We start from the raw sequence: 24,862 nt of genomic DNA, 5'->3' as shown, positions 1-24,862 counted from the left end.
TTGCGATTCTACACATGATGTCTGCATGGATGCTTTACTTGACATTCTCGTACTGCTAGCATCTCATGTAAATTCACACAAAATGTGTGTAACTCATTTAATGTTCGAGGAAATTTACCTTGAAGAATGGCATTAATATGGATTTTTTCAAGCCCAAATCGCCCCCGTTAATCGGTGTTGATATTAGCACCGCTGCCATCAAGATGGTTGAACTTAGTAAAAATGGCAAAAATCTGGCGATTGAACGTTATGTGATAGAACCCCTCCCCAAAGAAGCAATGGCTGACGGTAACATCAATAATTTTGATGTGGTCAGTGAGGCGATCAAACGCGCATGGCGAAAGCTGGGCTGCAGAACCCGCAATGCGGCGCTGGCCCTGCCTTCAGGTGCCGTTATTACCAAGAAGATTACCGTACCAGCCGGCTTGCGTGATCGCGAGCTGGAAATGCAGGTTGAGTCAGAAGCCAACCAGTACATTCCCTTTGCGCTGGAAGAAGTCAATCTGGATTTCCAGATCATTGGACCTTCACCGGCGACACCTTCAGAAGTTGAGGTGCTGATCGCGGCGTCCAAAAAAGAAAAAGTTGAAGACAGAGTCGCTGTTGCCGAAGCCGGTGGCTTGAAAACGCTTGTGATGGATGTCGAGTCATTTGCGACGCAAGCTGCCTTCGAGCTGATTCAGCGACAACTGCCTGGTGCTGGGCAAGACCAGACCATTGCCGTTGTCGATGTGGGCGCCACCATGATGCACATCATGGTGCTCAGGAATGGCCAGCAAGTGTTCTTGCGCGAGCAGGCCTTTGGTGGCAATCAGCTGACACAGGATATCCAGCGGCGGTTTAATCTGTCTCCGGATGAAGCAGAAATTGCCAAAAAGAGCGGTGGTTTACCTGAGGCTTATGAGCCTGAAGTGTTGAAACCATTCATGGAGTCACTGGCGCAAGAAGTCAGTCGTTCCCTGCAGTTCTTTTTTGCATCTACCCAGTTTAATCAGGTTGACTTCATTTTGCTGGGTGGCGGTTGCGGTAGTATTCCCGGGCTGGATGAAGTGGTTGCGAACAGAACCCAAGTCAGTACACTGATTGCCAACCCTTTCCTTGGCATGTCTCAACCCAGTCGGATCAAACCTAGGCAGTTACTGCAAGACGCGCCAGCGCTCTTGATCGCCTGTGGTCTGGCACTACGCAAGTTCGAATCATGATAAGACTAAACCTGCTCCCTCATAGAGAACTGCGCAAGGCTCAACAAGTCCGGCAGTTTTATGTTGCCATAACCTTTGTATTGCTGGGTGCATTAATATTTGCATTTGGCGGGTTTCAGTATCTGGATGAGCTGATTGCAAATCAGAATCGTAGAAATGATTACCTGCAATCGAATATTGATATGCTGAAAAAGCAAATCAAAGACATCGATGGCCTGAAGCAGGAGCGTGCCTCCTTGCTTGCAAGAAAGCAGGTTGTAGAAAAACTGCAAATAAGCCGTTCAGAAGTTGTTCAGTTACTTGATCAACTGACACGACTGACGCCTGAAGGTATTTATCTTACCTCGGTCAAACAAAGTGACAACAGGATTGACCTGTCCGGGATGACGCAGTCTAACGCCCGTGTGTCCACTTTCATCCGGAATATTGAGAACTCAACTTTCCTTGTTTCGCCGCGACTGATTGAAATCAAGAAATCAGGGGATGCAAAGCTAAACGAGTTCTCTATGTCTGCAGAGATCAAGCGAGAGCCAGATGATCAAACGACGGCTCTGAAGGGGAAATGATGGCAATCGACCTAGACGAATATAGAAATCTGGATATCAAAGAGATTGGCATATGGCCTTTCCCTGCAAAGATAGCTGTCTTTGTGATTATTTTTGTGCTTATTCAGACGGCTGCATATTTCCTGTTCTGGCAAAGCCAGATAGACGAGCATACAGCTGCAAAAGAAAAAGAAGAAGCTTTAAAGACCGAATATCTGGACAGTAAACGCAAGGCAGTGAACTTGCCTGCCTATAAGCAGCAACTGGAAGAGATTCGTTCCTCTCTTGGGGAGCTCCTCAAACAATTGCCCAAAAAGTCTGAGATGGATGCGCTACTGACTGATATCAACCAGGCTGGTGTTGGCCGTGGTCTAACCTTCGTTTTGTTTAAGCCTGCTGCAAATGAAATCAAGACGAATGAAATGGCCGAATTGCCTATCGAAATCAGGATCAGTGGGGCTTATCATGATTTTGCCAAGTTTGCCAGTGACATTGCCCAGCTACCGCGTATTGTAAACCTGAATAATATAGAAATTACTAACGGCAAAGATGGTGTCATGTCAATGTCGACAACAGCCAAAACATTCCGTTACCTGGATGCGCAGGAAATGGATGCCGCTAAACCGGAAGGGAAGAAATAGCCATGAGATATTTAGGCGTGACGCTCTTGATTCTTCCGGGAACTCTATTGTTATCTGCTTGTTCAGGTTCTGGTACAGAGGATTTGGATGAGTGGATGAAAAATGAGACGGCCTCTTTTCGCAGTCATATTGACCCGGTGCCAGCGATTCAGCCATATACACCTTTTGTGTATCAAGCCTATGATATGGTTGATCCATTTTCGAGCTCAAAAATTCAGCAGATAAAAGGCAAGGGCGCAAACTCCCCAGATCCCAACTGGAAAAAAGAAGCGCTGGAAGAGTTTGATCTTGATAAGTTGCTGATGGTCGGTACGCTGAACAATAAAAAAGAAGGCATGCTGGCTTTAATTAAAGCCCCCAGTGGTGAGTTGTTCAAAGCCAAAACGGGCAATCATATCGGCCGGAATTTTGGTGTAATTACCAGTATTGATGATACTGGCTTATTAATTAAAGAGCTTGTTGAAGATAGTAATGGAGACTGGTCTGAACGCGGCGCCAGTTTAAAACTCGTTGAGCAGGAGCGAAAATAATGATAAACCGTACGCTGCAAAAATATTCGGCGTTCAGAAGCCTGATCATGGTGGCTGTCGGGTGTTATTCGTCCATGGTAATGGCAGCGTCCAATACCATTGAAAGCATCAATGTTTCTGCTCTGCCGGGTGATAAAACCCTGATTAAAATTCACTTGCAAAAGCCTGCGACAAAACCGACGGGGTTTTCTGTGGCGACACCACCGCGTATTGCTCTGGATTTTGCGGATGTTGCGAATGGTGTGCCTGTTAGTAGCCAGCCAGCCCCGCAGGGTAATTTGCGTGCGGTGAATTTGGTTGAGGTCGGTGGGCGTACTCGCTTGGTGCTGAGTCTCTTGCAAAATGCACCTTATGAAGTTGCTACAGATGGACAGGATGTATTAGTGTCCCTTGCACCTGTTGGAGCTACAACCGCGTCAACGGCTGCAACTGCAGGGGTAACAGCTACCGTGGTTCCTTCTGTAACTAGTGCTGCTCCAGTTACTACAGGAGATGCAATTCAGGATATCGAATTTCGTAAGGGCCAACAGGGCGAAGGGCGTGTGATTATTGATTTGGCCCGTGGCAGTGCAGGTGTTGACATTCGGCAGCAGGGCAAGTTACTTGTGGTCGATATCAGTAAAGGTAAACTGCCTGAAAATCTTCGTCGCCGCATGGATGTGACTGATTTTGGTACGCCAGTCCAGTTTGTCGAAGCCAAAGACGTGGGCGCAAATACCCGCATCACGATTGAGCCTAAAGGCAACTGGGAATACTCATCTTATCAGACTGATAACAAGCTGGTGGTTGAGCTGAAAGAAGCTTCTAGCGACCGCAAGCCTACCCAGGCACGCGTCTATTCGGGCGAGAAACTGTCACTTAACTTCCAGAATGTGGATGTTCGTTCCGTGATTGCTGTTCTTGCGGATTTCACTGGTATGAACATCATTACCAGCGATACCGTCACCGGCAATTTGACCTTGCGTTTGAAAGATGTTCCTTGGGACCAAGCTTTTGATATTGTGCTGCAAGCCAAAGGTCTGGACAGTCGCAAGAAAGGCAATGTAGTGCTGGTTGCTCCGCGCGAAGAGTTGGCTACCAAAGAAAAACTGGAGCTAGAAACCCAACAAAGCATTACAGAGTTGGAACCGCTAAAGACGGAGGTTTTTCAGATCAATTATCAAAAAGCCAAGGTAGTGTATGACTTTTTGAAAGACGAAAAGTATCCATTTCTGTCCAAGCGCGGAAGCGTGATTGTCGATGAACGGACCAACCAGATTTTCCTCAAAGAAATCCCATCCAAGCTGGAGGAGTTTCGAGATCTGTTGACGAAAATTGATGTGCCAACCCGTCAGGTAATGATTGAAGCCCGGATTGTGATCGCGGATCAGGATTTTTCTGGGAAGATTGGCGGTGCGTTGTCTTATAAACCATCTTCAACTGGTTCTAGAGGGTTGTGGGGTAGCAAGGATACGACAATAAGCTCTGGCTCTGGTTTGGGTGGGGGAAGTGCCCCGTCTTTGTCATCTACTGATGGCGGTTCAAGTTTCCTGCTGTCATTAACTCATAGCCCTACCGGTGAAGTATTGAGTTTGGCGCTGTCAGCGCTAGAACTAGACAATAAAGGGAAAATTATCAGCTCTCCAAGAGTCGTCACTCTGGATCAGGCAAAGGCTACGATCAAGCAAGGCTTTCAGGTGCCTTATAAAGTATGTAGTACAGGTACGACTGTAACGTGTACAACTTCCTTTAAGGATGTGGTGTTATCACTTGATGTGACACCACAGATTACCCCTGATAACCGTGTCAGTCTTGTGATTGTGGTTAATAAAGATACGCTTGGTGCATTGACTGATGCCGGTTATATCGTAAATACCAATCAGGTAACAACTCAGGCGCTGCTGGCTAACGGAGATACAACTGTTATTGGTGGTATTTATGAAGAAGTTAATCGGAATGATATAAGCAAAACCCCTGTGCTTGGTGACATCCCTGTGTTCGGATGGTTGTTTAAGACAAAGTCCAAAACGGATACCAAAACTGAATTGATGATTTTCATTACCCCTCGTATTCTGGATGACCGCTTAGCTGTACGCTAATTGCACTAAATCCGTTACAATGCCCGTCATGGCACTAGACATGACGGGCAATTTCTTTTTGGTGGGTTTGATGGGTGCGGGCAAGACGACCGTAGGGCGTGCTTTGGCCAAGCGCTTTGACAAGCAGTTTTATGATTCTGATCATGAGATCGAGGCTCGGACGGGTGTCCGGATCGCGACAATCTTTGAGATTGAGGGCGAGGAAAAGTTTCGGGAACGCGAGCGGGACATGATTGCTGAACTGTCAGGCCTGAATAACATTGTGTTGGCAACAGGCGGCGGTGCGATTCTTAACCCGGAGAATCGGCAATGCCTCAAGCAACGCGGCTTGGTGATTTATTTGCGGGCCAATGTTGATGATTTGTACATGCGGACCAAGCTCGATAAAAATCGTCCATTGCTACAAACGGCGAATCCACGTGCAAAACTCCAGCAGTTGTTTGACGTGCGCGATCCGCTCTATCGTGAGGTTGCTGATATGGTCATTGATACCAGCCGGCAAACGGTTGCAACCTTACTCTCTCATATTGAACCCAAGCTTGAAGCATTGATTCATGACTGAACATATCTCTCTCCATCTTGATCTTGGTGAACGCAGTTATCCCATTCTGATCGGTAAAGATCTCCTGGCGCAGTTGCCTGTGTTGCTGAAAGGCAAGTTTAAAAGCAAGCACGCCATGATTGTGACCAATGAGACGGTAGCGCCTTTGTATCTGGAAGCCGTTCTCCGGGCATTGCAAGCGATGGGGATGGAGGTGACGCATGTGGTGCTGCCCGATGGTGAGCAATATAAAGACTCACAGCATCTGGATCTGATTTACAGCGCCTTGTTAGCGGCCCGGTGTGATCGCAAGACGACACTGGTTGCCTTGGGTGGCGGTGTGGTTGGGGATATGACGGGGTATGCGGCGGCAACCTATATGCGGGGCATTCCGTTTATCCAGATTCCGACGACGCTATTATCCCAGGTGGATTCTTCGGTTGGCGGTAAAACGGGTATCAATCACCCGCTTGGCAAGAACATGATTGGCGCGTTCTATCAGCCAAAGGCTGTTGTTGCGGATGTTTCTACCTTGATGACCTTGCCAGACAGAGAGTTCTCTGCAGGTCTGGCTGAAGTGATCAAGTATGGTCTGATTGATGACTTGCCCTTGTTTGAATGGCTTGAACAGAACATGGCACGTCTGATGTCGAGGGATATTGCAACCCTGACAGAGGCGGTTGCCTGGTGTTGCCGGAATAAAGCCCGGATCGTGGCAGCAGACGAGACAGAAGGTGGTGTACGGGCACTGTTAAACCTTGGGCATACATTTGGGCATGCCATTGAAGCGGGTATGGGGTATGGTGTCTGGCTGCATGGTGAGGCAGTCGCAGCGGGTATGATGCTGGCTGCAGCGGCGTCGCAGGAAATGGGTTTACTAAGGGCTGATGAACTGGCGCGAATCAAGCGTCTGCTGGAAGCTGCAGGCCTGCCAGTGGCCGCTCCATCCCTAGGCGTTGCCCGTTACATTGAACTAATGCAGGTAGATAAAAAGAATGATGCAGGTCGCATCCGCTTTATCATGATGCGTGGTTTGGCAAATGCCTTTATTACGGATGATGTTTCATCTGATGTTCTGAATAAGGTGCTGTCTTGATGTTAGGTTGAGTCGGCAGCCAATAAAAAACCTCGCCATGGCGAGGTTTTTTATTGGCAAAACTTAACAAGCAGGTCAGGCGGTGGCTGTGCGCCGCAAACGTGTTGAGAACTCTTTGAGTGCATCAATATTGCTTGCTTCTGCCCGGTTGCACCAGTCATGCAGTTTTTGCAGTAACTGTTCGGAAGTCAGGGAAGATCTTTCCCACAGTGCGGATAGCTCCTGACGCATGCTGTATACCGTTGCCAGTACCGTACTGTGCGCGAGCAGATGCTTCAATTGTGTATGCTCTTCATGCGGTGTGTCTTTGGCATCCTGTTTCAGCCAACGTTTGAACTGCGACCACTTCAGCTCATGAGACAACTTGGCGGACTGCTGTAGTTTCTGCAGTTCGTCAGCGCAGATGCTCTTCAGGCTTCGGGCATAGCGAGAGGCAATGATGTAGCGGTTGGTGATGATCGCTTCCAGTGTTGCCTGGTCAACAATTTGTTTGGCGGGTTCTTCTGCCATTTTCGGAATGGTGCGACGCACTTTTGCCAGACCTAATGCTGACAGAATCTGGATGTACATCCAGCCAATATCAAACTCGTACCATTTGTAAGACAACTTGGCAGAAGTCCCAAAGGTGTGATGATTATTGTGCAGTTCTTCACCTGCGATCAAAATGCCCCATGGGAAAATATTGGTGCTTTTGTCTTCGCATTCGAAGTTGCGATAACCCCACCAGTGTGCCAGGCCATTGATGACGCCGGCCGCAAAGAAAGGCGTCCATGCCATTTGCACTGCCCAGATCCAGATGCCATTTGGCCCGAACAGGGTGATGTTGATCAGGAACATCAGGGTAATGCCAAGGGTGCTGTATTTGGTGTACAGATTGCGCTCTAGCCAGTCGTCAGGTGTTCCTTTGCCGAACTTGTCCAGGGTTTCCTGATTCTTTGCCTCGGTGCGATATAGTTCTGCACCTTCTAGCATGACCTTCTTGATGCCAAATACCCAAGGGCTATGGGGATCTTCAGCTTTTTCACAGCGGGCGTGATGTTTGCGATGCACCGCCGCCCACTCTTTTGTCTGCATGCCTGAGGTCATCCACAGCCAGAAGCGGAAGAAATGGGATGGGATAGCATGCAAATCCAGCGCCTTGTGGGCCTGATGGCGATGCAGAAAGATAGTGACGGACGCCATGGTGATGTGGGTAAGTCCCAGTGCCACAAGGATATAGCCCCACCAAGGCAAGTCAATCAGACCATTCAAATATGTCATACGTATGCTAGTGCCTGTTTCGAAAAAATATAAACCAATGATTCTACAGAAAAAAATGGCTGTCTGCTTATTTAGTTTGCAATGAGCCAGCCATATAGGCCATGGCGGGTATCCGTATACCGTTAGCCTTGAAGCCTTCATCAATACGTACCAGAATTTCTGACCTGAGCGGGCCGGTGCCATTTTCAGGGTCGGAAATCCAGGCATTCAGTTCCAGTGCGATGCCTTCAGGGGTTAGTGCTTTGATCAGCACCACGGCACTTGGTTCCACAAGTATGCGCGCAGCAGTATTGGCTGAGGCCAGCATGATGTCCCGAGCTTTTTGCTGGTCGCTGTCGTGCGTAATCATAATCGGGATTTGAACCAGCATCAGCGGGTTGCTGTAGGTGTGATTGATCACCACCGAAGTGACCAGTGTATCGTTAGGGATGATGGCTTCGGTGCCATCTGATGACTGCAGGACCATATAGCGGGCGGTTAAGCGGGTTACCTGGCCATAGCGGTGATCGACCGTGAGGAAGTCTCCCAGGCGGATGGACCTGTCGATCAGGATGATGAAGCCACTCACATAGTTGCTGGCAATTTTCTGCAGGCCCAAGCCCAGACCGACACCAAATGCTCCGCCAAAGACCGAGAACAGGGTCAGGTCAACCCCAACGAGTGGCAGTGCGATCATCACGCCGACAATTACCAGCAAGGCCCGGCTTAATTTGGCCAGCATGACGCGCAAGCTACTGTCGAGAACTTCAGAAGCCAGTATCTTGCGCTCGATGGCCCGTCCGATCCAGAGTGCAATCATCAGGGTGATGGTGACGGACAGGGCGCCATTGATCAGCATGAGCACAGAAATCTGGTGCTTGCCGATCGAGAAGTCCAGTTCGTCCAGCGCGTTGATGATCCAGCTCAATTGGCCGGTCATGTGCAGGGCAAAACCCGTCCAGATCAGGGCGACCAGGCTTTTTTCTGATACTTTCAGCCAGCGGGCCTCGCTAAACACGTTCCTGAGGATGTAAACCGACAGACGGATAATCGTCAATGCGATCAGTAAGGATGCCGCGGCATTGAGTAGCCGGACCGACTGATGCGGATGCAGGATGTGTTTGCCAAGCTCAACACCGCAAAGGGCGCTCAACGGGAATAGCACCCGATGAAAACTCATTACGCCAAATTGCCATTGCCGGTCGGCTTGCTGTTTGGGTCGCAGGATGCGATGAAGCATCCAGGCCAGACCCAGGGACAGGAAAATGATGACCAGCTGTTTTAACTGACTGGCCTGTGCAGGTCCGAGGGACAAATCTTGCCAGAGGGCTTCTATCTCGGAGGGTTCGATCATTGGCGCTACCTTGTAAAATTGATGATGCTAATCTGAAAATATAATCGTCATACCCGTGTGGCGAGGGCATATATTTGATAACATGTTGTTTTATCTTAACCTATTGATCAGTAGACAATGAACAAGAAAATATTATTACCCGTTGTTGTGGTTGCCGCGGCAGCGGTTGCCTATACCGGTAGTGCATGGTGGTTGGGTGGCAAGGTTGAAGCCCAAAATGAAGCTTACCGTACTTTTTTGAATAAGCAGGCTTATTTGAAAGTGGTCAAGTCAGAGTACCACCGCGGCTTGTTCAGTTCTACCAGCGAATGGACTGTTGCACTGAGTGGTACCCTGGCCTACAGCTATCGTCAAGCTTTGCAGACGTATGGTGCAGAAGCGCCTCCGCTGCAGCTGACTGTGCGTGAAACCATTCATCATGGCCCGTTTCCGATGATCGGTTCCGGCAGTTTTATGCCTGGCCGTGCATCTGTTGATACCGATGTGGTCTGGCCGGACGAAGTCAAAAAGGCCCTGACAGAAGTGTTTGGTGACCAGAAGCCATTGACGATTCATACGCTTGTCGGTCTGTCTGGTGAAGGCAAGATGGAGGTCAGCAGCCCGGCCTTTACCAAGCAGATTCCAAATGGAGAGGCAACAATCCAATGGACTGGCTTGAAAGGTAACATCACATACGCACCCGATTACAGCAAGAACCAGTACCTGTTTGAGAGCGAAGGCCTGAATGCGTCAGGTAAAAATGGCGAAACCCTGAAGGTTGGCAAGATTACCTTTACCGGTGACAACCAGCGTGCATTTGATGACCTGATGATTGGCAAGGCTGGTTTTAATATTGCCGGCATCACGTTTGCCAATACTCGCGCACCGCAGCAGAATGTGCAGGTCGATAATATTGGCTACAGTGCCGATGCCACGGTTCAAGGTGATTTTCTGGATGTGGCTGTGAAACTGGGTGTTGAAAAGATTGCCGTCATGGGCAAATCTTATGGCCCAGCACACTATGATGTGAGTCTGAACCACTTGCACGGGCCGACCTTGTCTAAACTGTCAAATGCGCTGAATGATCTGCAGAAGCAGGAAGTGGCACCAGAGCAGCTGCAAGGCATGATGATCGGTGTGCTGATGCAGCATGGCATTCCTTTGTTGAAACAGACGCCAGAGTTCCGTATTGATCGCATCAGCCTGCAATTGCCGGAAGGTGAAGCCAAGATTTCTGCGCGTGCAAAGATCAATGGCTTTGATGGAAGCGAAATTCAGCAGCCGATGAGCTTGTTGCAAAAACTGGACGCAGGGATTGATATTGTGTTCCCGGAGAAAATTGCACATGACCTGGCGGCCAAGAGCCTGGGCGCGAAACTGGGGCTGGATAGCAATACCGATGCTGCTGCGATGGTTGAGCAGCAGATTGAAGGTTTGCTGGCCCAAGGGTTTGTGGTTCGCAGTGGCAAGGCACTGAGTACCAAAGCGGTCTGGAAAGCAGGCAAGCTCTTTGTGAATGGCAAGGAAATTCCATTACCCATGTTGCTGGGTGGGTTAAATGGTGCAGCACCTGCAGCACCTGCAGCGCCAGCTGCGCCCGCCCCGGCGGAGTTGCCAGCCTCCGAGTAAGCGGTTGTTACGCTAAGGTATGAAAAAACAAAGCCCGGAGATCCGGGCTTTGTTTTTTGGTGGTCAGATCAGCGGTTTGTTATGACGCTTTTTCAGTTGCGGCAGTGTTTGTACGAGTCAGTACGGCGGCAAAGAAACCATCCGTTTGATGCAGATGCGGATAGAGCTGCAGGTAGTCACCCATCTCAAGCGGGATATGCTGTTGCTCCAGAATTTCCTTGACCGGGGTCAGGGTGAAGGCTGGGTTGTTTTCCAGAAAGCGTTCAATTTGCTGCTGGTTTTCTTCGGGCAAGATGCTGCACGTGGCGTAAACCAGACGACCACCTGGCTTGACCAGACGAGAAGCGCTTTGCAAAATGGATTGCTGACGGGCAATAATTTCTGCCAGACCGTCCGGCGTTTGACGCCATTTCAGATCCGGATTGCGTCGCAAGGTGCCGAGGCCACTACAGGGTGCATCCACCAGTACGCGGTCAATCTTGCCGGCCAGGCGTTTGATGCGCTGGTCATTTTCGCTACTGATCAGTTGCGGGTGCACATTGGACAGGCCGGAACGTTTCAGGCGCGGACGCAGGTTGTTGATGCGCTTCTCGGAAATATCAAACGCATACAGTCGGCCCTGAGATGCCATCATGGCACCCAAGAGCAGGGTTTTGCCGCCGGCGCCAGCGCAAAAATCGACAACCATGTCATGGCGTTTGGGGGCCAGCAACACGCCAAGCAGTTGACTGCCTTCATCCTGCACTTCAACTTCACCATACAAGAAGACGGGGTGGCGGTTGATGGCGGGTTTGCCTTGCACACGAATGCCAAATGGTGAGAGCGGGCTGATCTCTGCCGGGAACTGGCTTTTTAGCAGAGCGGCGAGTACCTGCGGGCGTTGCGCCTTGATGGTGTTGACGCGTAAATCCAGTGGTGCAGCTTCTTTTAGGCCACGCCCCAGTGCGATCAATTGTTCTTCGTTGAACTGGTCTTTCAGTTTTTCACTGACCCATTCAGGCAGTTCTGCCTTGACATGTAGTGGCATTTCGCCCGCGGGTTGGGACATGATGCCCTGTAGCCATGCCATGTCTGATTCGTTCAGGATGCCCTGCAACTCACGCTGGGGCAGGCCCTTTACCAAGCGAAAATAGGCAATCAGCTGCTGGCGCGGGGTGGCCTTGCCGATGCGCCAGTCGATCCAGATTTTGTGGCGGAGCAGGCCAAACACGCTTTCGGCAATCCAGCTGCGGTCTTGTTGACCCAGTTGGCCATTGTTGCGAAAAAAGTAACTCAGGTTGACGTCGGCCGGGTGTGTAAGCGGCAGAATAATGCTGAGAGCCTGTACGGCTTGCTGAAACTGGTATGGCGTCATATTGTCGTTGTCTTTAATGATGAATGCTATTTTTTACTGCCGGAATACTGGTAGTCTTGATAACGATAAACCTGCTTGTCGTTGAATGTGAGTCCAACCAGTGCCAGGTCCAAGGTTTTGCCTGTGTTGTCTACGCCTTTCAGGCGAACCGGGAAGTTTTGATGGTCCAGGTCGAGCCAGATATCAAACTCGCGTGTTCCGTCCAGTTCCTTGCCTTTGACATGTGCGGCACGAATGGTGCCAACAGGTATTTCAATCTCCTCTTCATTCTCGGCTGTAAACCGTATTTTGTAAATGCGTTTTCCCGTGACCAGCGTCAGGTCCACCGTTTTGCCGGCATCCAGTAGCACGGCCAGCTGATAACCCATGCTGAGAATGTCTTGTGCATTGGCAGGCAAGGGGATGGTTTGCGGTTCGTTCGGGTCGCCAAATCGCAGTTCATTTTTGCTGCGATCGAAGGTGGCGATATGCTTGGGTTGCGGGTCATCGTTGCGGGTGTCGATGAAGCTGTCCGGTGCAATGCCATCAGGTGTGATCTTGCCTGTACTTTCATAATTGATGCTCTTGCCAAAGAGCGCCATGCGCATGGTTACTTTATAACCGGATGACGTAATGGCCCAGGTTTGGCGGGCATCTGCTGACCAGCCTTTCTGGCGATAGATGGCCAGTCCCTGATTGGGGAAGCGATGATTGTCTGCCGGCTTCGGTGCCGATGTGGCCTTGGCCGAGGCAACCGCTTCCTTAATAGTAGGGTGCAGGCTGGATGCCGTATTCTCTTGCGCGAGTTTGCGAGGTGTTGACGCCGCCAGCTCCGCATTCATGCTGGCGGGCGTTTCGCTGTTTGCTTGCTGCTTATGCTTGCCAGACTGCTTGCCTGCTTGGACCGGTGCAGAGGCACTGCCTTCTTTGGTGGAGTGTGGCGTTGCTGCGGTTGGTACCTTGGCCACCATGCCATGCTTGGCTTGATTGCTTTGCTGGATGGCCAGCTTGGGCGTTTTTTTCAGGAGGCGTGTTTTGAGAATGCGGGTTTCTGGCGTGTTCCAGTCCGGCAGTGTAAGCAAGTCTCCTGCCACCAAACCGATATGGATAAGCAATGACAGGAGAACTGCAGGCCAGAGCTGCTTAAGGTACGACATAAGCCTTATGCGTTTCTAGGCACGAATGCGGACGGTGCCGTTTTCAAGAATCTGAAGTTTGTCTTCTACAAACCAGCGGACTGCTTGAGGGTATAGCTGATGTTCCTGAGTCAGTACCCGGGCAGCCAGGGTATCTTCGTCATCACCATCGAGCACCGGGACGGCTGCCTGAGCGACAATTGGCCCGTGATCCAGCTCTGCCGTGACAAAGTGCACGGAACAGCCATGCAGTTTGACCCCCGCATCAATAGCTTGCTGATGGGTGTGCAGGCCTTTGAAGGAAGGTAGCAGGGATGGGTGAATATTCAGCAAGCGGCCTTCGTAGTGTTGCACAAAGGCTGGGCTCAGAATACGCATGAAGCCAGCCAGTACCACCAGGTCTGGCTGGTAGCTGTCAATCAGGCTGGCCATGGCGGTATCAAATGCTTCCCGGCTGCCGAAGTCCTTGTGCGACAAAACGGCCGTCTGGATGCCGTGCTCGGCCGCAAAGGCCAAGCCGGCAGCGTCGGCCTTGTTGCTGATGACAGCAGCAATCTTGCATGGCAGGTTGGCTTTCACCAAGGCTTGCATGTTGCTGCCCCTGCCAGAAATCAGGATGACTACATTTTTCATTGTGCGCTTATACCACCAGCGTTTGTGCTTCGCCAACCAGCTGCGGACGGATGCGACCAATGCGGGATACGCTTTCACCGGCTTCGGTCAGGATGCGGGTCGCATTGTCGGCATCGGCTGCAGACACGATCAGTACCATGCCGATACCGCAGTTGAAGACGCGGTACATTTCGTTCATCTCGACGTTGCCGGCTTTCTGCAGCCATTCAAACAGTTTTGGCAACTGCCAGCTACCCGCGACCAGCTCGGCGGTCAGGCCTTCTGGCAGTACGCGCGGGATGTTCTCCAGCAGGCCGCCACCGGTAATGTGGGCCATGCCTTTGACGGTGATGTTTTCCATCAGCTTCAGGATTGGTTTCACGTAGATGCGGGTTGGGGCCATGATGGCAGCAGACAGGGTGCGGCCGTAGAAATCGGACTCCAGGTCTGCCTTGCTGTGATCCACAATCTTGCGGATCAGCGAGTAACCGTTGGAGTGTGCGCCATTAGAGGACAGGCCCAGAACCACATCGCCGTCAGCAATGGTTTTGCCGGTAATGATTTTGGATTTTTCTACCACGCCCACCGCAAAACCGGCCAGGTCGTATTCGCCGGATGGATACATGCCTGGCATTTCGGCGGTTTCGCCACCGATCAGGGCACAGCCAGCCTGCTCACACCCGGTTGCAATGCCTTTGACAACATCCGTGGCTTGCGCAACATCCAGCTTGCCACAGGCAAAATAATCCAGGAAGAACAGGGGTTCGGCACCTTGAACCAGAATGTCGTTAACACTCATGGCGACCAGATCGATACCCACCGTGTCGTGGCGGTTCAGTTCGAAGGCCAGCTTCAGCTTGGTACCCACGCCATCGGTACCGGACACCAGGACCGGCTCTTTGTACTTTTTGCTGATCTCGACCAGTGCACCGAAACCACCGATGTCCGTCAGTACTTCCGGACGCATGGTACGTTTTGCCAGCGGTTTGATGTTTTCAACAAGTTGATCGCCTGCGTCAATATCTACGCCTGCATCGCGGTAGGTTAGTGAGGTGGTCAAGGTTGTTCTCTCTTTCCAAGTGTTCAAAGGTGCTTGTCGCCAGAGCACGATTCAATAAAAAACATCACCCGTCCGGTCTGCTTGGTGCCGGATGGGTTAAATACGTTGGGGCTTGCGAAGGGTAATATGGCGGCAGGCCAATAAATTACACGAAGATTATCAATCTAATGTCACGCAAACCGGCAGTTCTATGGAATAATCAACGCTTCTTTAATCTAAGCATGTGATTTCGCTACGGAATTGTACCCGAATGCGGCCTAATCGTCCCGTCCTTTCCTTCTCTTTCTGGATGTCTGTTGCCTTTGTCGGACTGGTGCTGATGATTTGGTTACTGGGTTCTGTGCTGACGCCCTTCCTGATTGCCGCCATTCTGGCCTATATTCTGCATCCTGCCTGCAATCGTCTGGTGGCTCTGCGAGTGCCGCCAACGCTGGCGACCTTGATGGTCATGCTGCTGGTGATTCTGATTTTTCTGGCGCTGATGATGCTGATTTTACCGCTGATGTACCGGCAATCGGCTGCGCTGATCGATATGCTGCCTGCGCTTGGCGTGTGGGTAGAAAATACCCTGGCCCCGATGCTCTCTTCATGGCTGGGGACCAAAATCTCGCTGGATGCGGCGCAGATCCAGAACTGGATTGCCGCCAATCTGGCACAGATTCGCAGTCTGGCCGTGTCATTGCTGCCGACCATCCGGACCGGCACGGTGGCCGTTTTTGGGGCGCTGGCCAATCTGGCGATCATTCCACTGGTGATGTTTTACTTTTTGCGTGACTGGACGTCCTTGCTGGCGCGTATTGCCGGGCTGGTGCCGCGCCGGTTGATGCCGGTGGTCACCGAGTTGGCCACTGAAACGGATCAGGTGCTGGGCGAGTTCTTGCGTGGACAATTGTCTGTCATGATGGTGATGTCGGCCTTTTATGGCGCGGCGCTCTGGCTGACGGGGCTGGATTTTGCCTTTTCCATCGGCTTGATTGCCGGTTTGCTGGTGTTTATTCCGTATATCGGGATGGCCACGGGCCTGATGCTGGCGACGCTGGCTGGGGCATTGCAGTTTGATCATTTTGCCCAGCTGGTATCGGTCTGGGTCGTGTTTGGTACTGGCCAGTTGCTGGAAGGGTTTCTGGTAACGCCCCTGCTGGTGGGCGACCGGATCGGGTTGCACCCGGTAGCGGTGGTATTTGCCTTGATGGCCTTTGGCCAGTTGCTGGGATTCTCTGGCGTGTTGCTCGCCTTGCCTTTGTCTGCCTGCGTGCTGGTAGGCATTCGCCATGCGCGCAAGCGTTATCTTAAAAGTGATTTTTACCGCCAGTCGTGACCGCTTCTATCAAACTACATCAATTAACGCTGGATATTTCCCCGCAAGCCGCTGCCAGTCTGGATAACTTTGTTACCGGAAGTAATCAGGAGGCTGTGGCGATGGTGTCTGCCTGGTCCAGAGATGCGGCCCCTGACCGGTTCATCTATCTGTGGGGCGAATCAGGCTGCGGCAAGACACACTTGTTGCAAGCGGCCTTGATGGCCGCCAGCGAGCAGGGGTTTACCACTTGCTACTTGCAGGATGACCTGCTGCTGGAAGTGGAGGCGGATGCCCTGCCGGACGACGCCTTTGTCGCCGTGGATGATGTGACTCGCCTGAATGCCAGCCAGCAGATTGCGGTATTTGCCTTGTATAACCGACTGAAGGAGGGCGGTGGCGCCCTGTTGTCGAGCGGGCCGCTGCCGTCCGTGCAGCTGACGCTGCGGGATGATTTGGTCACTCGCCTCGGTTGGGGGCTGACGTACCGTCTGGTCGGTTTAACGGATGATGAAAAGAACACCGCCTTGCAGCAGCACGCGCATGAAAAAGGCTTCATGCTGTCGCCCGAAGTGGGCGGCTATTTGCTCAACCACTACCGGCGAGACTTGCCCTCGTTGATGCGATTGCTGGACGAACTGGACCAAGTGTCCTTGTCCCAGAAGCGCCCCATCACCTTGCCATTTGTCAGGCACTACCTGCAGTCTCTGCAAAGTGGCCAATAAACCCTGCAACCTTTGATGATCTGACTTTATGAAAACGCTTGCCTTATTTGATCTGGATAACACGCTTTTGGCCGGGGACAGTGACAAGACCTGGAACCAGTTTTTGATTGATCGCGGCATCCTGGATGCGGAAGCGTCCCGAATCGCCAATGACCAGTTTTATGCGGATTATTGTGCCGGAACGCTGGACATGGAGGTCTATCTGGCTTTTGCATTAGAGCCACTGACACGTTTTAGCAAAGCGGAGCTGGATGCCTTGCATCAGGATTTCATGCGTGACTATATTCGTCCGATGATGACGCAAGAAGCACAAGCGTTGGTGAAGCAGCATCTGGATGCCGGTGCGCTGGTGATGATCATTACGGCTACCAACCGGTTTGTGACGGGCCCGATTGCCGCCGCTTTTGGTGTGCCGCACCTGATCGCGACCGAAGCGGAAATGATCGACAACCGTTATACCGGCAAATCGTTCAATGTGCCTTGTTTCCAGTCTGGCAAGATTACCCGTCTGGAACAGTGGTTTGCAGAACAGAATCTGGACTGGTCATCATTTGATGACAGCTGGTTCTACAGCGACTCTCATAATGACCTGCCGCTGATGAAGCTGGTGAAGCATCCGGTAGCGGTGGACCCGGATCCGATGCTGAAGCGCTATGCCGATCAGCACGGCTGGCCGGTGATCAGTTTGCGGACGCATCACCGACCAGCTGCTTGAGTGTTTTAGCCGGGCAGGGCCGACAGGGTAACCGCCTCTCCCCAAAGGCGGGATACCACGGCCTGAGCTGCGGGCGTGGCCTGGCTGGAAAAGAATCGGGCCTGACCTGTGGTTGTACCCGGGTTGAGCAGATCAAGCATCGTTAGCCGGTCTTTGGTATGCCGGGCCACCGCTGTGCCGGTGTCAATCAGGACGACATCCGGCCCCGCCATTTCCTGAATCAGCGGGGCCAGAAACGGGTAATGGGTACAGCCCAGCACGATGGTGTCTACACCGGCTTGTGTGAGTGGCCGCATGTAACTCTGCAGCAAGGAGCGGGTTGTCTGCGTATCCAGTTCACCTGCCTCGACCAGTTCCGGCAAGCCCGGGCAAGGCTGTGTCACAACGTGTACATCCTGACCAAACCGGTCCAGCAAAGCGGCAAACTGGGCACTCTTCAGGGTGCCTTCTGTGGCCAGTACCCCGATGATCTTGTTTTTACTGTGTTGCACAGCCGGTTTGACGGCCGGCTCCATGCCGATGATCGGCAAGGTGTAGCGGGCTCTTAAAGGGCCGGCCGCGGCCGCGGTAGCCGTATTGCAGGCAATCACCAGTGCTTTGCATCCTTGCCCGATCAGAAAGTCACTGATCAGAAATGAGCGCGCGCAAATGAATTCTGCCGACTTGCTGCCATAGGGCACATGGGCAGAATCGGCCACATAAATGAGGTGTTCAGCAGGCAGTTGCGCCTTGAGGTGTTGCAGGACGGACAATCCGCCAAGTCCTGAGTCAAAAACCCCGATGGGTTGGGTCTGCTGTTGCTTCATGATAGGGAAATAGAAAGTTTTATGAAGAGTCGATACGGGATTATAGTATCAGCAATGAACGACTGCAGTGTTTTTCAATGTGCTGACCCGGTATCGAATCCGGTGACGTGAAGGGATGTTTGTGGTGGTGTCTGTGAGCAAGGTTCTCGCAATTGTATTGGCGGTATGTCTGGGTCTGATGTCTTTGACTGGCCAGGCGGCACCCCCTTTGCAGGTGGCGGTGGATACGGATAACCCACCCTTCATGTATGGCCGTCAGGGACACGCCAAAGGGCTGTATCCGGATATCGTACAGAACATCTTTGCCCGTACGGGCACCAAGGTGTTGATTGTCCCGTTGCCGTGGCCAAGGGCGCTGGCCAGTGTAAATGCGGGCAAGATGGGCATTGCCGGCATTTACAAGACCAGCTCCCGGATGAAAGTTATGGATTTCAGCGATCCGCTATTTGTCGAGCGTATCTGGGTGTATTCCCTGAGCAAAAGCCCGCACCGTTTCCGGAACATGTCCGATCTGTCTGGATTGCGTGTCGGGGTGATCCGTGGCTGGAGTTATGGCGATGAGTTTGATGCTGCCAGAAAGCAAAAGGCCTTTACCATCAGCGAAATCGATAGTGATGAGCTGGGGATGTCGATGCTGCGGGCCAGCCGGATTGATGTCATGCTGAGCATCCAGCAATCTGCCCAGCTGGTGCTGGGGGGCTCGCAGGACATTATTGCATCCAGCAAGCCGCTGGCCGAATTCCCGACTTATGTCGCCTTCCCGAAGTCCTTGAAAATGACGTATCTGCTGGCCCGTTTTAACAAAGCTTTGGCGGATGCAAAGCAGGATGGCAGTTACTCCGCCATTGCAGCGCATGCCATGGCGGAGGCGCGTTAACCGGCCTTGTTTTGCATGGCCGTGATCCCCGCCTGTTTTACCTTTCCAGCGCCGTCAGTCGCTCTGCTGACGTATTACGGCGTCCGGTAGGGCGTGCTTGCACTGGCATTTTCTGCCCTGAATCCTATAGTAAAAGTGAGAAACCATCTGGTTGCCGATGGATATGACTGGCATGGTGACAGGAGGAAGGCATATGCGGAATTGGATAGGGCGGGCTGCCCTTCTGTGGCTGTCCATGAGTACGGTGGTTTGGGCCGAACCGGTGACCGTGGCGGTAGATACCAGCAATCCTCCCTTTATGTATGAAAGAGCGGGCAAGGCGGCGGGTTTGTATCCGGAGCTGGTGCGACAGGTGGCTGCCAGTGCAGGTATTGATTTTTCCATTGTTGCCCTGCCGTGGACACGGGCGCTGATGCTGGTGCGGCTGGACAAAGTGGGGATTGCCGGCATTTACAAAAATTCTGAGCGCCTGCGCACGCTGGATTTCAGTGCCCCGCTGTTTGTTGAGACGGTGTGGGTGTATTCATTGGCAAAGAACCCCAGACCTTATAAAACCATCACGGATTTGTACGGCTTGCGTGTAGGTGCCATCCGCGGATGGAGCTATGGCGATGAATTTGATCTGGCCAGAAAGCAGGGCAAGTTCATGGTGGACGTGGCTGACAGTGATGCAAACGGGATGAGTAAACTCAGGGCTGGCCGGATTGATGTCATGCTGAGCATCGGGCAATCGGCCCAGATTGTTCTGGATGACAGTAATGATGTGGTTGCTTCGGAGATGCCGCTGCGGGAAGCTCCTGTGTATCTGGCCTTTTCCAAGTCCATGCATATGGGGCCGCTACTGACGCGCTTTAACCAGGCGCTGGGCATGCTGGTATCGGATGGACGCTACAATCAGATCGTGGCCAGCGTGCTGAAGGAAAACCCCTAAAAAAATGGGCGTCCGAAGACGCCCAACATTCCCCCTACTTCATACTACTTACTGCAATCTGCCTTGTTTTTCTTCTGTGAAGGTGTGGGGGCATATGAGCCCCCGCCACCAGGTGTTACTCGTAGTCTGTCATCGGAATGCAGCTGCAGAACAGGTTACGGTCACCGTACACGTTGTCCACACGGCCCACTGGTGGCCAGTATTTCTGCTTGCGCAGACTGGCAACCGGGTAAGCCGCCTGTTCACGCGGATATGGACGGTCCCAGCTGTCTGACAGCACGACTTCCGCAGTGTGCGGTGCGTGTACCAACGGGTTGTTCTCCAGAGGCAGGCTGCCGTTTTCTACTGCACGGATTTCTTCGCGAATGGCGATCATCGCGTCAATGAAGCGATCCAGCTCTTCCAGCGATTCGGACTCGGTTGGTTCGATCATCAGCGTGCCGGCCACCGGGAAGCTCATGGTTGGCGCATGGAAGCCAAAGTCCATCAGGCGTTTTGCTACATCATCCACGCTGATGCCGCTGGCGTCTTTCAAAGGACGAACATCCAGAATGCATTCGTGCGCGACCAGTCCGCCCGGGCCACTGTACAGCACCGGATAGTGTGGTGACAGTTTCTTCGCCACATAGTTGGCTGACAGGATGGCATTCTGGGTCGCATATTTCAGGCCATCTGCCCCCATCAGGCGAATGTACGCCCAAGAGATTGGCAGAATGCTGGCAGATCCGTATGGGGCGGCCGAAATCGGGCCAATACGGGTAGCACTGGCTTCCATTTCCGGATGACCCGGCAGGAATTTTGCGAGATGCCCCCCCACAGCCACCGGACCTACGCCCGGGCCGCCGCCGCCGTGAGGGATGCAAAAGGTTTTGTGCAGGTTCAGGTGCGATACGTCACCACCGAACAAGCCAGGGCCGGACAGGCCAACCTGGGCGTTCATGTTGGCGCCATCGACATACACCTGACCACCGTGCTGATGCACGATGTCACAAATTTCACGCACGCCAGCTTCAAATACACCGTGGGTAGACGGGTAAGTGATCATGATGGCGGCCAGATTCTGGCTGTGCTGCTCGGCTTTGGCGCGCAGGTCATCGATATCCACGTTGCCTTGATCATCACATTTCACCACGACCACCTGCATGCCGGCCATCTGGGCAGATGCCGGGTTGGTACCGTGCGCAGAAGACGGGATCAGGCAGATGTTGCGATGACCTTCGCCACGGCTTTCATGGTAGGCATGGATGATCAGCAGGCCGGCGTACTCGCCTTGTGAGCCCGCATTTGGCTGGATAGAAACAGCGGCGTAACCGGTTGCGGCAGCCAGCATGTCTTCCAGTTGCTTGATCAGCTTGATGTAACCCTGGGTCTGGCTGACCGGTGCGAACGGGTGCAGTTGACCGAACTCTGGCCAGGTCACCGGAATCATTTCGGTGGTGGCGTTCAGCTTCATGGTGCATGAACCCAGCGGGATCATGGTGCGGTCCAGTGCCAGATCCTTGTCGGACAGTCTGCGCAGATAACGCAGCATTTCGGTTTCTGAGTGGTACAGGTGGAAAACCGAGTGGCTCAGGTATTCGCTTTGGCGTTGCAGGGCGGCCGGGAAGGCATCGCTGGCATCGCGTTCCAGTACGTCGATCTCTGGCAGGGCTGCGTTAGCCGGGGCAAACACATGCCACAAGACTTCAATGTCTTTGCGGGTAGTGGTTTCGTCCAGCGACACGCCCAGATGGTCTGCATCGACCTGACGCAGGTTGATTTTCAGGGCTTGTGCAGCGGCCAGAATCTGGCTGGTGCGAGCGCCGGTAGCGACGGTCAGGGTATCGAAATAGGTCTTGTTGGTAATGTTCAGGTCAAGCTGGGTCAGGCCGGCTGCCAGAATACTGGTCAGGCGGTGTACACGCTGGGCAATGACCTTCAGGCCTTTAGGACCGTGGTAGACAGCATACATGCTGGCCATCACCGCCAGCAGAACCTGTGCGGTACAGATGTTGGAGGTCGCTTTTTCACGGCGGATATGCTGCTCGCGGGTTTGCAGGGCCAGACGGTAGGCAGGTTGCCCCTGGCTATCGACAGACACGCCCACCAGACGACCTGGCATCTGGCGTTTGAAGTCGTCACGTGTGGCCATGTAACCGGCGTGCGGGCCACCAAAGCCCATTGGCACGCCAAAGCGCTGGGAGGTACCTACGACAATGTCGGCGCCCCATTCGCCCGGAGGGGTCAACAAGGTCAGCGCCAGCAGGTCGGCAGCGGCAATGACCATGCCGCCACGGGCTTTGTACTGTTTGACCCAGTCCGCGTAGTCACGTACGTCGCCGTTCACGCCTGGGTATTGCAGCACCACGGCGAACGAGTCGTTTTCCAGTGCTTCGTTGCCACTGAATACACGGACTTCTACGTCGATCGGTTTAGCACGGGTCTGGATCACGGCCAGGGTTTGCGGCAGTACGTCATGAGCGACATACAGCACATTGGCTTTGCTCTTGCCGGCGCGCTGAGCCAGGGTCATGGCTTCTGCGGCGGCGGTGGCTTCATCCAGCATGGAGGCGTTGGCGATATCCATGCCGGTCAGGTCGGTAATCATGGTCTGGAAGTTCAGGATGGCTTCCAGGCGACCTTGGGAAATTTCTGGCTGGTATGGGGTATACGCGGTGTACCAGGCCGGGTTTTCCAGAATGTTGCGCTGGATCACGCCCGGTGTATGGGTGCCGTAATAGCCCATGCCGATATAGGATTTGAAAATCTGGTTTTCGCCCGCAATCTCTTTGAGCTCTGCCAATACTTCCGCTTCCGTGCGTGCACCAGGCAACGGCATGGCATCGCGGCGAATATTGGCCGGGACGATGGCTTCCATCAGGGCGTCGATGGAGTCGAAGCCGAGCGTGCTCAGCATTTTGGCCTGGTCGTTGCGGGACGGGCCAATATGACGGCGCTGGAAGTCGTCGTGTTGTTCGAGTTCTGCTAAAGAGGGGCGGGCGTTAGGCATGTTGGATGCTCCAGATTCTTGCTAATGCTCCGGATGCCGCACAAGCATCCGGAAAACTTTATTGACCGATAAAGGTATTGTAGGCAGCTTCATCCATCAGGTTATCCAGATTGGCATCTGCTGCTGGCTTCAAGCGAACAAACCAGCCTTCGCCTTGCGGGTCTTCGTTGACCAGTGCCGGGTTGTCGATCAGGGCTTCGTTAACCGCAACCACTTCGCCAGAGATTGGCATTTTAACATCTGCAGCTGCTTTTACGGATTCGATCACGCAGCTTGCATCACCTTCTGCGACTGCTGCGCCAACATCCGGCAATTCAACAAACACCAGATCGCCAAGGGAGTCCTGGGCATAGTGAGTAATACCAACGGTCACAGTGCCGTCAGCTTCTGGACGAAGCCATTCGTGGTCTTCAGTAAAACGGATGCTCATGAGATCGCCTTTTTATGTTGGACAGCAAAAAAATTCCATGAGCGAAAAATAAGGCTTTGTGATATATAAGTCAAATCAATAGTTATAATGTTTGGATAAGTATCCTAAATGTATGCGAGGCGAACATGAAAAACCTGCCAACAGACTTGCTGCGCACCTTCGTGACCGTGATCGACCAGGGCGGTTTTTCCAATGCCGGTGACTTGCTCGGGCGCTCGCAGCCGGCGATCAGCCTGCAGATCAAAAGACTGGAAGAGCTGGTGAATGTGTCGCTGTTTCAGCGCACCAGCCGTAGTTTCCAGTTGTCTGAAGAAGGCCAGGTGCTACTGGCCTACGCCCGCTCCATTCTGAACCTTAACGACGAAGTGCTGGCCAGGTTAAGCAAGGTCAGTTTGTCCGGGGTGGTTAGGCTGGGGGTGCCGAATGAATTTGCAGATTCATTTCTGCCGGACATCCTGGGCAAGTTTTCGCAAAGTTATCCGGATGTCACGCTGGAGGTGGGGTGCGAATTGTCGACCCATCTGCTGGCTAAACTGGATAAAGGGGAATATGACCTGGTCTTCGGTTTGCATGCAACCCGCAAGGTCAAGACAACCAATGAAGGCTGGTCAGAGGAGCTGGTGTGGGTGGGGAGCCCGCAGCATGCGGTGTACAGCAAGAGCCCGCTGCCGCTCATTGTGGCGCCGATTGGCTGTGTGTACCGGCAGCGCATACTGGAAACGCTGGAGCAGTTGGGCAGGCCATGGCGTATTGCGTATACCAGCCCAAGTTTTGGCGGAATCAAGGCCGGGGTATTGGCTGGCCTGGGGGTCACGGTGCTTGCGCGCAGTGCGGTCCCGGACGGGCTGAGAATTCTGGGGGCAGCCGAGAAAATGCCCAAGCTGCCGGATATTCGCGTGCATCTGCATTATGACCAGGGCAAGGTTAATGGTGCGGTACTGGGCTTGATTGATTTCATGTCTGCCCGGCTGGCATTGACGACGCGCCACGAAGGACTGGATGCCTGAAAAACGGTCTTTTCACGATCATTTGATGCATTTGCGTTGTAATCTGCACTATAGTGCCATTAAATGCGGAGCGCGGCAGGTGCGTACTTACCCGAATGATGTCTGCCGCT

At 52.8% G+C, this 24,862-nt stretch carries 23 protein-coding genes; 14 read left to right on the top strand and 9 right to left on the bottom strand.

The genetic code is table 11. From position 1 onward, the window contains the following. Window positions 1-119 precede the first annotated feature (119 nt). From F552_RS0101115 to aroB, 7 genes are read left to right on the top strand one after another with little or no spacing between them, the layout of a single operon-like run. The gene (locus F552_RS0101115) at window positions 120-1,202 is read left to right on the top strand and encodes a pilus assembly protein PilM (RefSeq protein ID WP_245546635.1); all 1,083 of its coding nucleotides are present in this window, start codon (window positions 120-122) and stop codon (window positions 1,200-1,202) included. Beyond that, the gene (locus tag F552_RS0101110) at window positions 1,199-1,768 is read left to right on the top strand and encodes a PilN domain-containing protein (RefSeq protein WP_018149869.1); all 570 of its coding nucleotides are present in this window, start codon (window positions 1,199-1,201) and stop codon (window positions 1,766-1,768) included. The genes F552_RS0101115 and F552_RS0101110 overlap by 4 nt, the downstream gene beginning before the upstream one ends. Then, window positions 1,765-2,388, top strand: coding sequence for a type IV pilus inner membrane component PilO (locus F552_RS0101105; RefSeq protein WP_245546634.1), 624 nt, complete (start codon window positions 1,765-1,767; stop codon window positions 2,386-2,388). Before F552_RS0101110 ends, F552_RS0101105 begins: the two co-directional genes overlap by 4 nt. A gap of 2 nt (window positions 2,389-2,390) precedes the next feature. Beyond that, entirely contained in the window at window positions 2,391-2,918 is a 528-nt protein-coding gene (locus F552_RS0101100; protein ID WP_026182267.1) for a pilus assembly protein PilP, read from the top strand. Then, window positions 2,918-4,996, top strand: a complete 2,079-nt coding sequence (locus F552_RS0101095) for a type IV pilus secretin PilQ (RefSeq protein WP_018149866.1) — start codon at window positions 2,918-2,920, stop codon at window positions 4,994-4,996. Before F552_RS0101100 ends, F552_RS0101095 begins: the two co-directional genes overlap by 1 nt. Window positions 4,997-5,036: 40 nt before the next feature. Further along, window positions 5,037-5,558 carry a shikimate kinase gene (locus F552_RS0101090; RefSeq protein WP_018149865.1) on the top strand — a complete coding sequence of 174 codons (522 nt, stop codon included), beginning with the start codon at window positions 5,037-5,039 and terminating at the stop codon, window positions 5,556-5,558. After that, a complete protein-coding gene (aroB, locus tag F552_RS0101085; RefSeq protein WP_018149864.1) occupies window positions 5,551-6,633 on the top strand; it encodes a 3-dehydroquinate synthase in 1,083 nt (360 codons plus the stop codon). Before F552_RS0101090 ends, aroB begins: the two co-directional genes overlap by 8 nt. A 75-nt stretch (window positions 6,634-6,708) precedes the next feature. Here the strand turns inward: aroB and F552_RS0101080 are convergent, their stop codons facing one another. Then, a complete protein-coding gene (locus tag F552_RS0101080; protein ID WP_018149863.1) occupies window positions 6,709-7,893 on the bottom strand; it encodes a DesA family fatty acid desaturase in 1,185 nt (394 codons plus the stop codon). Between the two features lie 67 nt (window positions 7,894-7,960). Then, window positions 7,961-9,226, bottom strand: coding sequence for a mechanosensitive ion channel family protein (locus tag F552_RS18160; RefSeq protein ID WP_018149862.1), 1,266 nt, complete (start codon window positions 9,224-9,226; stop codon window positions 7,961-7,963). A 117-nt stretch (window positions 9,227-9,343) separates the two neighbouring features. On the opposite strand from F552_RS18160, the gene F552_RS0101070 reads away from it, so the two are divergent. Continuing rightward, window positions 9,344-10,834 carry a YdgA family protein gene (locus tag F552_RS0101070; RefSeq protein WP_018149861.1) on the top strand — a complete coding sequence of 497 codons (1,491 nt, stop codon included), beginning with the start codon at window positions 9,344-9,346 and terminating at the stop codon, window positions 10,832-10,834. 79 nt (window positions 10,835-10,913) lie between these two features. Here the strand turns inward: F552_RS0101070 and F552_RS0101065 are convergent, their stop codons facing one another. The 4 genes from F552_RS0101065 to purM form a co-directional block, all read right to left on the bottom strand. Beyond that, window positions 10,914-12,188 carry an RsmB/NOP family class I SAM-dependent RNA methyltransferase gene (locus tag F552_RS0101065; RefSeq protein WP_018149860.1) on the bottom strand — a complete coding sequence of 425 codons (1,275 nt, stop codon included), beginning with the start codon at window positions 12,186-12,188 and terminating at the stop codon, window positions 10,914-10,916. A gap of 26 nt (window positions 12,189-12,214) precedes the next feature. Further along, entirely contained in the window at window positions 12,215-13,249 is a 1,035-nt protein-coding gene (locus F552_RS0101060) for a DUF3108 domain-containing protein (protein WP_169333553.1), read from the bottom strand. 90 nt (window positions 13,250-13,339) lie between these two features. Beyond that, window positions 13,340-13,936 carry a phosphoribosylglycinamide formyltransferase gene (gene purN, locus F552_RS0101055; protein WP_018149858.1) on the bottom strand — a complete coding sequence of 199 codons (597 nt, stop codon included), beginning with the start codon at window positions 13,934-13,936 and terminating at the stop codon, window positions 13,340-13,342. A gap of 7 nt (window positions 13,937-13,943) precedes the next feature. Next, a complete protein-coding gene (purM, locus tag F552_RS0101050) occupies window positions 13,944-14,975 on the bottom strand; it encodes a phosphoribosylformylglycinamidine cyclo-ligase (protein WP_018149857.1) in 1,032 nt (343 codons plus the stop codon). Window positions 14,976-15,225: 250 nt separating this feature from the next. On the opposite strand from purM, the gene F552_RS0101045 reads away from it, so the two are divergent. The 3 genes from F552_RS0101045 to F552_RS0101035 are packed head-to-tail and all read left to right on the top strand — an operon-like array spanning window position 15,226 to window position 17,712. Further along, window positions 15,226-16,293 (top strand): AI-2E family transporter, encoded by a 1,068-nt coding sequence (locus F552_RS0101045; RefSeq protein WP_026182265.1) that lies wholly within the window; start codon window positions 15,226-15,228, stop codon window positions 16,291-16,293. Then, window positions 16,290-16,997 carry a DnaA regulatory inactivator Hda gene (gene hda / locus F552_RS0101040; protein WP_018149855.1) on the top strand — a complete coding sequence of 236 codons (708 nt, stop codon included), beginning with the start codon at window positions 16,290-16,292 and terminating at the stop codon, window positions 16,995-16,997. Before F552_RS0101045 ends, hda begins: the two co-directional genes overlap by 4 nt. A 28-nt stretch (window positions 16,998-17,025) precedes the next feature. Then, on the top strand, window positions 17,026-17,712 hold the full coding sequence (locus F552_RS0101035; protein WP_018149854.1) for a histidinol-phosphatase: 687 nt from the start codon (window positions 17,026-17,028) through the stop codon (window positions 17,710-17,712). A 5-nt stretch (window positions 17,713-17,717) separates the two neighbouring features. Here F552_RS0101035 and murI read toward each other — a convergent pair whose 3' ends face one another. Continuing rightward, the gene (gene murI, locus F552_RS0101030) at window positions 17,718-18,518 is read right to left on the bottom strand and encodes a glutamate racemase (protein ID WP_033374413.1); all 801 of its coding nucleotides are present in this window, start codon (window positions 18,516-18,518) and stop codon (window positions 17,718-17,720) included. A 133-nt stretch (window positions 18,519-18,651) separates the two neighbouring features. On the opposite strand from murI, the gene F552_RS0101025 reads away from it, so the two are divergent. Then, a complete protein-coding gene (locus F552_RS0101025) occupies window positions 18,652-19,395 on the top strand; it encodes a substrate-binding periplasmic protein (RefSeq protein ID WP_245546633.1) in 744 nt (247 codons plus the stop codon). Between the two features lie 235 nt (window positions 19,396-19,630). After that, entirely contained in the window at window positions 19,631-20,326 is a 696-nt protein-coding gene (locus F552_RS19860) for a substrate-binding periplasmic protein (RefSeq protein WP_026182263.1), read from the top strand. 115 nt (window positions 20,327-20,441) lie between these two features. On the opposite strand, the gene gcvP is transcribed toward F552_RS19860, so the two are convergent. Together gcvP and gcvH are read right to left on the bottom strand one after the other, a co-directional pair. Further along, window positions 20,442-23,315, bottom strand: a complete 2,874-nt coding sequence (gcvP, locus tag F552_RS0101015) for an aminomethyl-transferring glycine dehydrogenase (RefSeq protein ID WP_018149850.1) — start codon at window positions 23,313-23,315, stop codon at window positions 20,442-20,444. A gap of 58 nt (window positions 23,316-23,373) precedes the next feature. Next, window positions 23,374-23,745: a glycine cleavage system protein GcvH gene (gcvH, locus tag F552_RS0101010; protein ID WP_018149849.1), complete on the bottom strand. Its 372-nt coding sequence runs from the start codon at window positions 23,743-23,745 to the stop codon at window positions 23,374-23,376. 125 nt (window positions 23,746-23,870) lie between these two features. On the opposite strand from gcvH, the gene F552_RS0101005 reads away from it, so the two are divergent. Continuing rightward, window positions 23,871-24,752 (top strand): LysR substrate-binding domain-containing protein, encoded by an 882-nt coding sequence (locus F552_RS0101005; RefSeq protein WP_018149848.1) that lies wholly within the window; start codon window positions 23,871-23,873, stop codon window positions 24,750-24,752. Window positions 24,753-24,862 lie beyond the last annotated feature (110 nt).

The organism is Leeia oryzae DSM 17879, from assembly GCF_000376945.1.
In the GTDB taxonomy this organism is placed as follows: domain Bacteria; phylum Pseudomonadota; class Gammaproteobacteria; order Burkholderiales; family Leeiaceae; genus Leeia; species Leeia oryzae.
The sequence above is the reverse complement of the archived record's forward strand: the minus strand, read 5'-3'. Positions and strand labels throughout refer to the sequence as shown.

What these genes read in the sequence shown, in the direction of transcription:
- F552_RS0101110 (WP_018149869.1), top strand. Translation starts at nt 1,199, where the DNA reads ATGATAAGACTAAACCTGCTCCCTCATAGAGAACTGCGCAAGGCTCAA.
- F552_RS0101105 (WP_245546634.1), top strand. Translation starts at nt 1,765, where the DNA reads ATGATGGCAATCGACCTAGACGAATATAGAAATCTGGATATCAAAGAG.
- F552_RS0101100 (WP_026182267.1), top strand. Translation starts at nt 2,391, where the DNA reads ATGAGATATTTAGGCGTGACGCTCTTGATTCTTCCGGGAACTCTATTG.
- F552_RS0101095 (WP_018149866.1), top strand. Translation starts at nt 2,918, where the DNA reads ATGATAAACCGTACGCTGCAAAAATATTCGGCGTTCAGAAGCCTGATC.
- F552_RS0101090 (WP_018149865.1), top strand. Translation starts at nt 5,037, where the DNA reads ATGACGGGCAATTTCTTTTTGGTGGGTTTGATGGGTGCGGGCAAGACG.
- aroB (WP_018149864.1), top strand. Translation starts at nt 5,551, where the DNA reads ATGACTGAACATATCTCTCTCCATCTTGATCTTGGTGAACGCAGTTAT.
- F552_RS0101080 (WP_018149863.1), bottom strand. Translation starts at nt 7,893, where the DNA reads ATGACATATTTGAATGGTCTGATTGACTTGCCTTGGTGGGGCTATATC.
- F552_RS18160 (WP_018149862.1), bottom strand. Translation starts at nt 9,226, where the DNA reads ATGATCGAACCCTCCGAGATAGAAGCCCTCTGGCAAGATTTGTCCCTC.
- F552_RS0101070 (WP_018149861.1), top strand. Translation starts at nt 9,344, where the DNA reads ATGAACAAGAAAATATTATTACCCGTTGTTGTGGTTGCCGCGGCAGCG.
- F552_RS0101065 (WP_018149860.1), bottom strand. Translation starts at nt 12,188, where the DNA reads ATGACGCCATACCAGTTTCAGCAAGCCGTACAGGCTCTCAGCATTATT.
- purN (WP_018149858.1), bottom strand. Translation starts at nt 13,936, where the DNA reads ATGAAAAATGTAGTCATCCTGATTTCTGGCAGGGGCAGCAACATGCAA.
- F552_RS0101045 (WP_026182265.1), top strand. Translation starts at nt 15,226, where the DNA reads ATGCGGCCTAATCGTCCCGTCCTTTCCTTCTCTTTCTGGATGTCTGTT.
- F552_RS0101035 (WP_018149854.1), top strand. Translation starts at nt 17,026, where the DNA reads ATGAAAACGCTTGCCTTATTTGATCTGGATAACACGCTTTTGGCCGGG.
- murI (WP_033374413.1), bottom strand. Translation starts at nt 18,518, where the DNA reads ATGAAGCAACAGCAGACCCAACCCATCGGGGTTTTTGACTCAGGACTT.
- F552_RS19860 (WP_026182263.1), top strand. Translation starts at nt 19,631, where the DNA reads ATGAGTACGGTGGTTTGGGCCGAACCGGTGACCGTGGCGGTAGATACC.
- gcvP (WP_018149850.1), bottom strand. Translation starts at nt 23,315, where the DNA reads ATGCCTAACGCCCGCCCCTCTTTAGCAGAACTCGAACAACACGACGAC.
- gcvH (WP_018149849.1), bottom strand. Translation starts at nt 23,745, where the DNA reads ATGAGCATCCGTTTTACTGAAGACCACGAATGGCTTCGTCCAGAAGCT.
- F552_RS0101005 (WP_018149848.1), top strand. Translation starts at nt 23,871, where the DNA reads ATGAAAAACCTGCCAACAGACTTGCTGCGCACCTTCGTGACCGTGATC.